This is a genomic window from Streptomyces sp. NRRL S-646 (genome assembly GCF_000720765.1).
Taxonomy (GTDB): domain Bacteria; phylum Actinomycetota; class Actinomycetes; order Streptomycetales; family Streptomycetaceae; genus Streptomyces.
This window is the reverse complement of record NZ_JODC01000013.1, coordinates 261,291-274,189: the sequence shown is the minus strand read 5'-3', so window position 1 is coordinate 274,189 and position 12,899 is coordinate 261,291. Positions and strand designations below refer to the sequence as shown.

Annotated in this window: 3 protein-coding genes; all 3 read left to right on the top strand. The window is 74.4% G+C overall.

Annotated features, from left to right (window positions below; all coding sequences use genetic code 11):
- The first annotated feature begins 124 nt into the window (after positions 1 to 124).
- Genes IH68_RS0133450 through IH68_RS51940 form a run of 3 tightly spaced genes read left to right on the top strand, consistent with a single transcriptional unit; the run spans position 125 to position 12,893 of the window.
- On the top strand, positions 125 to 1,918 hold the full coding sequence (locus IH68_RS0133450) for an acyl-CoA dehydrogenase family protein (RefSeq protein ID WP_051833860.1): 1,794 nt from the start codon (positions 125 to 127) through the stop codon (positions 1,916 to 1,918).
- Positions 1,915 to 6,846 (top strand): non-ribosomal peptide synthetase, encoded by a 4,932-nt coding sequence (locus tag IH68_RS0133445; protein WP_030942471.1) that lies wholly within the window; start codon positions 1,915 to 1,917, stop codon positions 6,844 to 6,846. Before IH68_RS0133450 ends, IH68_RS0133445 begins: the two co-directional genes overlap by 4 nt.
- A complete protein-coding gene (locus IH68_RS51940) occupies positions 6,843 to 12,893 on the top strand; it encodes a type I polyketide synthase (RefSeq protein ID WP_051833859.1) in 6,051 nt (2,016 codons plus the stop codon). The genes IH68_RS0133445 and IH68_RS51940 overlap by 4 nt, the downstream gene beginning before the upstream one ends.
- The last annotated feature ends 6 nt before the right edge of the window (positions 12,894 to 12,899 follow it).

The following is a 12,899-nucleotide window of genomic DNA, read 5'->3' as shown; positions in this document are numbered from 1 at the left end:
GGGATGCCTCTCCAGCAGGCCCCGACTGTCATTTCCCCCATTGAATGCCCAGGATCACCTGCGGCATCTTTTTCCGCATGCGCATTCTTGCCGCAGATGAACGGAAAGGGAATAGGAAACGACCATGGCGTCCGCACGAGACCTGCTGAGCAGGCCCGATTCTCCGAGTTTTCTCGAAAACCTCTACGCGGGAGAACTGAGCTGGGGCCTGCTCGCCCCCTTTCCCGACCAGCCTGCCGACGACCGGGCGGCCGGTGACCGCGCCGTGGCAGAGATCGCCCGGTTCCTGACGGAGTGGATCGACCCGGAGGCCGTGGACGAGACGGGCACCCTTCCCGCCGGATTCGTCGACGAGCTCAAGAAGCGCGGGCTGCTCAAGCTGGGCGTCCCCGAGCAGAGCGGCGGCTGGGGGCTGTCCCCGCGCAACATCTTCCGCGTGGTCACCGAGGCGGCGAGCCGGTCCGTGGCGGTCGCACTCATCATCGCCATCGACAACGCCATCGGGCTCAGCGGCTACCTCCCCCACCTGCCCCCGGGCGCGCTGCGGGACTTCGTCCAGGACCGGGTCGAGTGCGGTGCCGTGTCCTGTACGGCGGACACCGAGCCGGAGGGGGCCGCCAACACCGAACGCCGTACCGTCGCCGAGCCCGTCGAGAACGGCGAGGCGTTCCTGATCACCGGGTCCAAGGTCTTCGTCGGCAACGCGCCCATCGCCGATGTCGTGATCGTCTCGGCGACCGTCACCGAGGAGGGCACCGCGCACCGGCGGCTGTTCTTCGTGGACGCCGACACACCCGGCCTGCGGGTGCACGCCGGGCACGGGTTCATGGGGCTTCGGGGGTTCCCGAACGGGGCGTTGACCTTCGACCACGTCCGGGTGGGGCGCGAGCGGATGCTCGTCGAGGAGGGCGAGGAAGGCTACGGGGGGCGGATGCCGCGCGCCGCCAACCTGGCGACGATACTCGGCCGCAACTACCTGATCGCCGCGCCGTCGCTGGCGCTGGCCCGGCTCGGTACGGCGTGGGCGCAGGACTTCGCGTCCCGCCGGTCCGTCGACGGGCGCGCGCTCGACCAGTACGACGAGGTCCAGCGGATGCTGGCGGCCACCGCGGCCGACTGTTTCGCCATCGACACGGTGACCACGTGGACCATGGAGCAGCCGGACCCCGACGGGCCGGTCAACACGGCGTTCGAGCAGCTCGCCGTGAAGAACGTCAGCTCGCTCGCGGCCTGGCGTGCGCTGGATCGCGCCATGTCCCTGCTGGGCGCCGAGGGCTTCGAATCCAGCCCGAGCAAGGCCCGCCGCTGCGCCGTGCCCGTGCCGCTGGAACGTGCGGTGCGTGACGCGCGCGGACTGCGGATCTCCGGCGGCGTCGACTTCGCGCTCGACTACTGGGCCGGGCGGCTCATCCTGCCCACCTACTACCCCGAGCCGCGGACGGCCGCCGGCCTCGACGACTCCGAGGATCTGTCCGGCCTGCCCACCGACTGCCTCAGCGAGCGCAACGTCGGCCACGCGCGGTACGCCACACGGCAGGCGAAGGACCTGGCCGGGTTCATGATGCGGCTCAGGGCCAGCTACCCCGAAGCCTCCCACCTGCTGGCCGAGGAACGCATCGTCATCTCCGTCAACGGCGTCGTCAACGAGATCCTCACCATGGCGGCCGTGCTCGCCCGGGCGGCGAAGCTCGCCGAGACCGGTCACAGCTGGCCGCAGGGGCTCGCCGACATGTACTGCTCCGAGGCCAGGCGGCGCATCGCCGACCTGTGGGCCGCCGCCGAGGCCGCGGTGAGCGGGGACGAGCCGGACCACGCCGCCATCTGCGCGGACCTCACGGAGGACGGCCGCGCCGCGGGCATCTTCCAGCACACCGGCGTGCCGGCCCACCTCGCCTGCGGGGAAGGGGACGCGCGATGACGGACACAACGGACACATTCGAGCCGACCACGACGCCGGGACCCGGCACGGACGAACACCCGCTCCCCGCGGCCGGGTTCCAGGAGCGGATCTGGTTCGCCGAGCGGCTGGAGCCGGGCACCGGGCTGTACAACGTGCCCCTGGCCTGGCGGGTCCGTCCCGCGCTGCGGACCGAGGAGCTGCGCCGGGCGCTGGCGGAGGTGGTGGAGCGGCACGAGATCCTGCGGACCCGGTTCGTCGAGCACCTCGGCGGCCTCGGACAGCTCGTGGGCCCGGCCTGGGCGCCCGAGCCCCGAGTCGTGGACCTGCGGGCGGCGGACGAGGACGAGCGCACCCTCGAACTGGCCCGCATCCTCGACGAGGACGCCCGTCACCCCTTCGACCTCGCCTCCGGCCGGCCGCTCACCGTCTCCCTGATCCTTCTCGGCGACGACGAACAGGTCCTCTCCCTCTGCGTCCACCACCTCGTCTGGGACGCCGAATCCGCCGAGCCGTTCCTCAGCGATCTCGGGTACTTCTACGAGAGGGCGGTGACGGCCGCCGACGGAACGACCGCCGCCACCCCCACGCCGGCCGAGGACACCCCGAGCACACCCACCGCCGCCCTTCCCTCACTCACCCCCACAGCCACCCAACTGGCCACGCTCTGGCAGGAGTTGCTCAACACCGACGGCTTCACCTCCACCTGCTCCTTCTTCGAGCGCGGCGGTCACTCCCTCCTCGCCGCCCGCCTGGTCGGCCTCGTCGGCGAGCGCTTCGGTGTCCGGCTCGGGCTGCGGGACGTCTTCGAGCACCCCACCCTCCAGGCGCTCGCCGACCGCATCGACGAGGACCGCGACGATCCGGCGGCCTCCAACCCCGGCCCCGCCCCGGACGGCGCCGAACCCGCCTCCGAGTTCCAGCAGAACGTCTGGCTCGCGGAACGCGGCCGCGACCTCGGCCGCTACCAGGTGCACCTCGTGTGGCGGGTGGCCGGCGAGCTGGACCCCGGGACGCTCTCGGCGGCCCTCGCGCTGCTGGTGGAGCGGCACGAGATCCTGCGGACCCGGTTCGTCGAGCACCTCGGCCGGGTCCATCAGGTCGTGGCCGGAAACTGGACTCCGGAGGTGGTGGCGGAGGACGCCACGGCCTTCGGTCCGGGCACGGACGGGGCGGAGCGGTGGGCCGTGGAGTGGCTGCGCCGCGAGACCCGGCTGCCCTTCGACCCGGCGTCGGGCCGGCTGCTCCGCGCCACGCTCGCGCGGCTCTCCGACGACGAGCAGGTGTTCGCGCTGTGCGTGCACCACCTGGCGTTCGACGGGGAGTCGGTCCCGGTGTTCCTGCGCGACCTGGCGGCCTGTCACACGGCCGTCCGCGCGACGGGCACACCCGGACTCACCCCCGACCTGCCGCCCCCGGTCCAGTTCCGGGACGTCGTCCGTGCGCAGCATGCCCGCACGGACGCCCAGGACGAGGCGCTGGAGCGCCGGGCCAGGCGGCTGGACGGCGCCCCGCCCTACCCTGCGCTCACCCCGCCCGAGCCCGCCGAGCCCGACGGCTGTGTGCCCGTCCCGCTCCCGGACGACCTGGCGGCACGGCTTCGCCCGGTGCAGTCCGCGCACCGGGCCACCTGGTTCACGGTGGCCACGGCGTCCCTGGCGACCGTGCTGCACCGCTGGACCGGGCAGGACGACCTCACCCTCGCCACCCCGGCCACCACGCGTGCGGCCCAGGAGGACGCCGAGGCCGTGGGCCCCTGCCTCAACACACTGGTGCTCAGATCCCGCGCCGCCGCGACGACGACGATCGGTCAACTCCTGGACGCCACACGGGAGTCCGTCTTCGAGGCGCTGGACGACCGGCACGTGCCTTTCGGCGCCCTGGTGCAACGCCTCGCACCACCGCAACGACCCGGCTGGACGCCGTACACCGACTTCTACGTCAACGTCAACGACGTGCCGCGGTCCGGCACCTGGCTCGGCGACGCGTTGCTCGAACGTCTGCTCCCCGAGGAGTTCTGGGGCCACCAGGTGAAGTTCGGGCTGTCGCTGACCCTGTTCCCGGGCAGTGAACGGCCGCGGATCCTGCTGTCCTACCGTGGGGACCGTTTCCGCCGCGCGGACGCCGAGGAGATCGCCCGTGGGCTCGGCGAGCTGCTGGGCTCGCTGGCCGACCGCCTCGACGAACCGGTGCGCGAGGTCACCGCGGACCGCGGCGCGTCCGATCGGCGCGGCCCGGCCGTGCAGTACCGGCAGTACGTCGAGGCCCAGCGGGCCAGGGCCGCCGACGCCGAGGGGCGTGCGCTGGTCGGCCGGTGGGCCGAGCGGCTGGCCGGGGCGCCCGCGTACCCGGCGTTCGGGACCGTGCCGGAACCCGAGCCGCACGGTGTCGTACCGCTGCCCTTCGCACCGGACCTGCTGCCCAGGGTGCGGGAGGTCGCGGCCCGGTACCGGGTGAGCTGGTTCACGGTGGTCGCCACGGCCCTGGCGGCGGCGCTGCACCGCTGGACCGGGCAGGACGACCTCACCTTCGGCACCCCGGTGGGCAACCGGGACACGGAGACCGCGGGCGTGATCGGCCCCTGCATGAACACGATCGCACTGCGCTCCGCCCTCACCGAGGACATGACGCTCGGCGCGCTGCTCGAACAACTGAATGAGACCGTCCTCGACGCGCTGGAACACCGGGACGTCGCGTTCGAGACGGTCGTGGAGCGGCTCAACCCGCTGCGCAGGCCCGGCTGGACGCCGTACCTCGACGTCACTCTCGCCACTCTGGTCGAGGCGCCCGAACGCCGGCTCGCAGCGGCCCGGCTCACTCCGCTCGCGCCCGTGTCACAGGCGGGCGAATCGGTCAAGTACGGCCTGCTGTTCGGCGTCCGGGTCACCGGCGACCGGATCGAGGGCACCCTCAGCCACCGCGGCGACCGGATCACGGCCGTCGACGCGGAGCGGCTCGCGGCCGTGCTGGCCCGGCTGCTCGACCGGTTCGCGGACCAGCTCGACCGCCCGGTGGCCACCCTGGACCTGACGGACCCGGCAGAACGCGAGCTCCTCGCGTCGTACGAGACCGGCCCCGCCCCCTACCCTGCGACCACCGTCCCCGCGCTGCTCGCCCGGCACCTCGCCGAGCAGCCCGGCGCCCCCGCCGTGCGAACCGACGCCGAGACCCTGAGCTACGCCGAACTCGTCGCCCGGGCCGGCGTGCTGGCCGAGGCGCTGCGGCCGTACGCCACCGAGGAGCAGCCCGTGGTGGCGGTGCTGCTGAACCGCGGCGCCGACTACGTGGTGGCCATGCTGGCGGCCTGGCTGGCGGGCTGTGCCTACTGCCCGATCGACCCCGACTACCCGGCCGAACGCGTCGACTACGTCCTGCGCGACCTCGGCACCCGGGCCGTGATCACCAGCCCCGCCCTGGGCCTGGACCTCGCGCGCCTGCCCGTCCCCGCCGTCGACGTGGCCCTCGCCCGTCGCACCCCGGCCGTGCCGACGACCCACTCGTTTCCCTCTCCCGAGCCGTCGGACATCGCCTACGTCCTCTACACCTCCGGCACCACGGGCCGCCCCAAGGGCGCCGCGGTCACCCATGGCGGGCTGGCCCAACTGTCGCTGTGGAAGCAGGAGTTCCTCGGTCTCGGCCCCGCGGACCGGGTCAGCCACGGGGTCAGCGTCGGCTTCGACGTGGCGCAGGCCGAGGTGTGGCCCACCCTGGCCGCGGGTGCGGTGCTGCTGCCGTACGAACAGCCGCTGAGCCCCGACGGCTTCGCCCGCTGGCTCGACGAGCGGGAGATCACCGTCGCCTGGGCGGCCACTCCCGTCGCCGAGCTCATCTGGTCGCTGGGCCACGAACTGCCCGGCCTGCGCCAGCTGATCGTCGGCGGCGCGGCCATCACGTCCCTGCCCGCCCGCCGCCCGGGCTACCGGATCCTGAACGCCTACGGTCCCACGGAGGCCACCGTCTTCGTCGGCACCCAGCAGGTGGACTACGACGCCCCCGCACCGCTGAGCCGGATCGGCCGCCCCGTGACGGGTGCCCGCCTGTACGTGCTCGACGCCGAGGGCCGGCGCTGCCCGGCCGGGGTCCCCGGCGAGATCTGCATCGCCGGGACCCCGCTGTCCGCGGGGTACTGGCGCCACCCCGAACTCACCGCGCGTGCCTTCCGGGACACCGGCCCCGAGGGCCGCCCCGAGCGCGTCTACCGCACCGGCGACCTGGGCCGCTGGCTGCCCGACGGCACCCTCGACTATCTGGGCCGCCTGGACCGGCAGATCAAGGTCCGCGGACACCGGGTGGAGCCCGCCGAGATCGAACACCAGCTGCGGCGGACTCCGGGCGTCGCCCACTGCGCGGTGCGCGCGTTCCCTGGTGAGGCCGCCGAACTCGTCGCGTATGTCGTCGCGCGGGACGGCAGCCCCGTCGACACCACCGAGGTGCTCGGGGCGCTCCGCGGACGGCTGCCGCGCTTCATGGTGCCGGACGCGATCCTCCTGCTCGGAGAACTGCCCAGGACCGTGCACGGCAAGGTCGACTACAACGCGCTGCCCCGGCCCGACCTCGCCGAGCTGGCGGGCGGCGGACCACGCCAACTGCCCCGGACCGAACTGGAGAGCCGCGTCGCCGCGGCCTGGTGCACAGCGCTGCGGACCGAACAGGTCGGCGTCCACGACAACTTCTTCGACCTCGGGGGCAACTCCCTGCTGCTGGCGGCCCTGCACGGGCTCCTGCGCACCGAGCTGGCTCCGGACCTTCCCCTGACCTGGCTGTTCGAACACCCCACGGTGCACACGATGGCGACCGCGCTGGCCGCCGGCACCAGCGGCCCCGCCGGTGGGGCCGGCACGGGGACCCGGGGGGCGGCACAGCGCGCCGCCGCGGGCCGCGCGTCCCGCGGCCGGGCCCGCGGCACCCGGGCGGTACGCCGCCGGCAGAACCACGAGGAGAACTCATGACCGACCGGCCCGCGATCACCGGCACCACGAACGCACTTTCCCACGACACCGCAGTCCACGGCCACGGCCCCGACGACACCGCCCCCGATGACGCCGACACCGGCATCGACCTCGACCCCGACCTCGACCCCGACCTCGACCTCGACCTCGACCTCGACGAGAACAGCATCGCGATCGTCGGCATGGCGTGCCGCTACCCCGGCGCCGCCGACGTCCACGAGCTGTGGGAGAACCTGAAGAAGGGCATCGACGGCATCTCCCGCTTCACCGAGGACGAACTGACCGCGGCGGGCGTGCCCGAGAGCGTCGTACGCCATCCCGACCACGTGCCCGTCCGCGGTGTGCTGGACGGCGGCGACCGCTTCGACTGGGCCTTCTTCGGCTACAGCCCCGGCGAAGCCGCGCGGATGGACCCGCAGCACCGGGTGTTCCTGGAGACGGCGTTCACCGCGCTCCAGGACGCGGGCCTCGACACCCGGCGGGCAGACACCTGGATCGGCGTGTTCGCCGGGTGCGACGTGCCCACCGCCGACTTCGTCACCGAGGACGGCCTGGCCACGGAGATGATCGCCCGGGACAAGGACTTCCTGGCCACCCGGGTGGCGTACAAGCTGGGGCTGCGCGGCCCGGCGATGACCGTCCAGACCGCGTGCTCCACCTCCCTGGTCGCCACACACACCGCGGTCCAGAGCCTGCTCGGCCACGACTGCGACGTCGCCCTCGCCGGCGGGGTCTCGCTGCGCCTGCCCGCCGGGACCGGATACGTCTACCAGCGGGGCGGCATCGCCTCCCCGGAGGGACGGTGCCGCCCCTTCGACGCGGGCGCCGACGGCACGGTGCCCGGCAGCGGGGTCGGCGTGGTCGTACTGAAGCGGCTTGCGGACGCCGTGCGGGACGGGGACCGGATCGTCGCGGTGATCCGCGGCTCGGCCGTCAACAACGACGGCAGCGAGAAGATCGGCTACACCACGCCCTCGGTGACCGGCCAGCGCGAGGTGATCGCCCTGGCCCACGAGCGGGCCGGGATCGGTTCCCACGACGTCTCCTACGTCGAGACCCACGGCACCGGCACCGCGGTCGGCGACCCGGTCGAACTGGCCGGGCTGAGCGCCGCCTTCGGGGACACCTCGGACGGCCGGCCGCGCTCGCGGCGCTGCGTGCTGGGCGCGGTCAAGAGCAACCTCGGGCACACGGGCTCCGCCGCCGGTGTGGCCGGCCTGATCAAGACCGCCCTCATGCTGCGGCACCGCACCCTGGTGCCGAACGCGCACTTCGCCGAGCCCTCGAAGGAGCTGGCGGAGAGCGTCTTCGAGGTCTGCCGCGAGACCGGCCCCTGGCCGGGCGACGGCCCGCTGTTCGCCGGGGTGAGCGCCTTCGGGGTCGGCGGGACGAACGCCCACATGGTCCTGGAGAGCCCGCCCGTACTGCCGTGGCGGGAACCAGAGCCCGAAGTCCCCCGGCTGCTGTGCCTGTCGGCGCCCGCCGAGGCGGGACTCGACCGGCTGCGCACCTCGCTCGCCGAACGGCTCACGGCAGACGCGGACGCGCCGCGCCTGGATGACACGGCCTGGACCCTGGCGAGGGCCCGGCAGCACTTCCCCCTGCGCACGGCCCACGTCGTCACCGGCCGGGAGACCGTCCGGGAGGCACTCCTCGGCCCGGTCGCCGCGGTACGTGCCGCCGAGGCCCCCGAGCGGGCCGGGATCGTGCTGACCATGCCGGGCCAGTCGGGGCTGCGGCCCGGTTCGGGCCGGGCCGCGCACGCGCTGCTGCCGCGTTTCCGTACGGCGTTCACCCGGGTCCGGGAGGAGACCCTGGACCGCTTCGCCATCGACATCGCCAAGGTCCTCGACCCCGGCACGCCGCCCGAGTGGCTGGCGGACACCCGCAACCAGCAGCTCGTCCTGTTCGCCCTCGGCCATGCCCTCGCCGAGCAGCTCGCCGCCTGGGACATCCGGCCGACGGCACTGCTCGGCAACAGCAGCGGCGAGTACGTCGCCGCCGCCCTCGCCGGGGTGTGGGACCTGTCGGACGCCATCGGGATCGTGCAGGCGCGCGGCGAGGCGATGTGGGCGGCGCCCGAGGGCCGTATGCTCGCCGTCTCGCTCACCGCGGCCGAGGCCGCCGCGCTCGTCGCCGAGCACGACGGGATCGGCCTGGCCGTCGACTCCCCCGGGCACGTCGTGGTCTCCGGCCGCGTCGAGGCGGCCGAGGCATTCGCCGCCGAACTGGAGCGCCGGGATGTCAAGTTCACCGTGCTGCGCAGCCCGCTCGCCTCGCACTCCGACGTGATGGCGGGCGCCGCCGACGTGCTGCGCCCGGTACTGGCCCGTGTCCCCGCGCAGGCACCCACCGTGCCGGTCGTCTCCAACCTCACCGGCTCCTGGCTGACCGCCGAGCAGGCCGCCGACCCCGAGTACTGGGCGGCCCACCTGTGCACCACCGTCCGGCTCAGCGAAGGCATCGGCACACTGCTCGACGGCCCCTCCGCTCTCGTCCTCGAACTGGGTCCCGGCGACTCGATGACCCGGTATGTGCGGGCCCACCCGGCGTGGAGCTCGGCGGACCGTACGGCGGCGCCGACCCTGGGCCGGGCGCCCGGCCAGGAGCAGGAGAGCCTGCTGGAGGCCGTGGGGCGGGTGTGGGAGCGCGGGCTGCGTCCCGACTGGCGCGACCTGTTCCCCGGCCCGCAGCCCCGGCGGACGGCACTGCCGCCGGTACCGCTCGACTCCCGGCCGCTGCCCCTGCACAAGCCGCGCCACGCCGCCCGCAGTGCGGTGCCGAGCGGGACCGGCCCGCTGGTCACCCACCGCCGCTGGTCCCGGGCCGGCACGACGACGGAGGCGGTCCACGGTGCCGTGCTCGTCGTCTCCGACGCGGCCGAGCCGGGTGTCGGCGCGCTGGTCGACGCGGTGAGCGCACCGGACGCGTACCGGGAGCGGGCGGGGTGGGCACAGGCCGACGCGGACGGGTTCTTCGACGGGCCGGGCGGCGAGGACGGGCGCGACCGCCAGGCCGCCGTGGTGGCCGTGCTGCCGCCTGCCGAGGGAACCCAAGTGCCCGATGCCGTACGGCTGCTGGCGGAGCGCACGGGGGAGCGTGACGTGCCGCTGGTGCTCGTCGCCCGGGGTGTCGTCGACGTCCTCGGGGAGGGCGAGGCCACCCGGGCCGATGCCGCCGAGCTGACCGCGTGGGTGACCCGGCAGGCCCGTACCGGCGGTCGGATCCAGTTGCTCGACCTGGGCCCGGTGGACGCGGGCCCGGTCGGCAGGCCCCGTGGCCGGGCGGGGACCGCGCTGTTCGCCTGGCGCGGCGCGCACTGGTGGGGTCTGGACCGGGAGACCGTCGCACCGGACGACGTGGCGGGCCCGCCCGCGCCGAAGCGGCCGGCGATCGGGGCCGACGGGGTGCCCGGGGCCGCGCGGCTCGTCCGCGATCTGGCCGCCGCCGGAACCCCGGTCGGCGTGTTCGTGGCCGCCTCCCCGGACCGCCCGGTCCTGGGCGGCGTCGCCGCCGCGCTCCCCCCGGTACCGGCCTGGGACCGCACGGACCGGCTCTCCGCCCGCCCCCGGGTGCGGGCCGCCCTCGACCGGTACTGCGCCGGACTCGCCGGACGCCACCTGCTGGACACCGTCCGCCTCGCCCCGGGGGACCTGGTCGCCGACGACGGGCTGCGCCGCCGGCTCGACCCGGCGTCCCTGCTGCCCCGTCACACCGGCATGCTCATCGGCATGCTCGCCGCCGAGGGCTGGCTGACGAGTGCTCCGGGCGGGGCCTGGCGGCTGGGTCCGGACTTCGCGGAGCGGGTGGAACAGGCCCTGCGCCCGGGTGCGGAACTGGACGAGGTGCCCGGGCTGCGCCGGCTGCTGGATCACTGCGCCGCCGCGCTCCCGGAGGTCCTCACCGGCCGGCGCACCCCCGTCGGCGTCCTCTATCCCGACGGCCGCCCCGACCTGATGCGCGAGCACCTGCGCGACAACCGGGTGGTCGTCGGTGACGCGTCGGCCTGTCTGGACAGCCTCGTGGCAGCCGTCCACGCGCTTCCCGTGGATGCCGGACGCCCACTGAACATCCTCGAAGTCGGCGCGGGACAGGCCGACTTCGCCTCCCGGCTGCTGGACGGCTGGGACGCCCGCGACCATGTGGCATACCACGTGACCGACATCAGCCCGCTGCTGGTGCGCCGGGCGAGGGAACGCTACGCCGACGCCCGGGCCATGGCGTTCTCGACGTACGACCTCACCCGTGCCCCGGAGGAGCAGGGCCTGGTGCCCGGCGTCTACGACCTCGTCGTCGCCTACAACTCCCTGCATGTCGCGCACGACGTACGCCAGGCCGCCGGGCATCTGGGCCGGCTGCTCGGCCCGACGGGTTCGCTGTGCCTGGTGGAGATCACCCGGCCCGGCCGCTGGGAACACTTCGTGTGGGGCCTGGCACCCGGCTGGTGGGACTTCGACGACGATCTGCGCACCGACTCCGTCCACCTCGACCGGGCGACCTGGCACACGGCACTGCGGGACACCGGCCTCACCGAGGTGACCTGCCTGCCCGGCACGGACGAGGCCGACCACACCCTGCTCATCGCCTCCCGCGCCGGTGCCACAGACCCCCGGGGCGGCGCGGACCTCGTACGCGAACTCGCCACCCGCGCCGAGGAGTCCGGCTGCGACGCCGTCGTCCACCTGGTCGGCCCGGACGCCCTGGGATCGCCCGAGCCCGCACTCGGCACACCGGCCGCGCTGCGGCACGCAGCCACCGCGGAACGGCCCGTGCTGGCAGTGACGGTCGACGATGCCGGGCCCGATCCCGCACAGCCGATGGCTGAACGGTGGCGCCGGGCGTTCGACCCGCCGACCGACGGTCCGCTCCGGCATGTGGAAGTCCCCCTGCTGGACACGGCCGTACTCGCCACCCTGCCCGCACTGGCCGTCGGCACGACCCTGCCGCCGACCGTGCGCCTGGAACGCCCGGCGACACCGGCGCCATCGCCGACACGCCCGGAGCCGACCCCCACCACACCGCAACCCACCGGCGGGGCTCCCGCCCCCGGCCGCCCGGCAGTGGTCGTCACGGAGCACGACGACCCGGCGGCAGAAGCGCTCGCGGAGGTGTGGCGAGACCTGCTCGGTGTGCCGTCCGCCGCGCACGGCGACGACTTCTTCGCGCTGGGCGGCGACTCCCTGATGGCCGTGCACTTTGTCAGCCGGGTGAAGGACCGCACGGGTGTCGCCCTGCCGCTGACGGCCTTCGCGGAGACGGCGAGGTTCGGCGACCTGAGCGCGCTGCTGCGCAGGGCCACCCCGGCGCCCCGGGAAGAGCGGGAGACCGTTCCGGGGCTCATGGTCCTGCGCGGCACCGGCACCCGCACGCCCCTGTTCCTCGCCGCGCCCGCGGTGGGCAGTTCGCTGTGCTACCGCGGCCTGGCCCGCCGGCTCGGCGACGACCAGCCGGTCTACGGCATCGAGTCACCCCTGCTCGACGGCGGCCTCCCGGGCCGGGCCCGCATCGAGGACATCGCGGAGCACCATGTCGACCTCCTGCGCCGGGCGCGGCCCGAGGGCCCGTACGTGGTCGGCGGCTGGTCGGTGGGCGCGATGGTGGCGCACGAGATGGCCCGGCGGCTGACCGCGGCCGGAAGCCCGGTGGAGGCGGTGCTCGGCATCGACGGCTATGTGATCGACACCCGCGGCCGCCCCCAGTACACGCTGCCCGAACTGCTCCTCCAAGGCGTGCGCTACCAGGCGCAGGCCGCCCTCGGCAGGCGGCCGGACATCGAGCGGATGGGCGGGGACCAGCGGGTCTACCGCCGCGCTTTCCAGCGCAACGTCAGCGCGATGCTCCGCTACACGCCCCGGCCGGTCACCGCCGACGCGATGGTCTTCAGGGCCGGGGCCGACGCCGCGGCCCTCGCCCGGGTACGGCAGCGGATCGGCGCCCTGTACGAGGGCGAGGTCGACGTCCGCGCCGCCTCCGGCTCCCACTTCACGGTCCTCAACGACCCGCACGTGGAGCGGGTGGCCACCGAGTTCCTTCAGCGCCGGGGCTGAGCCGAA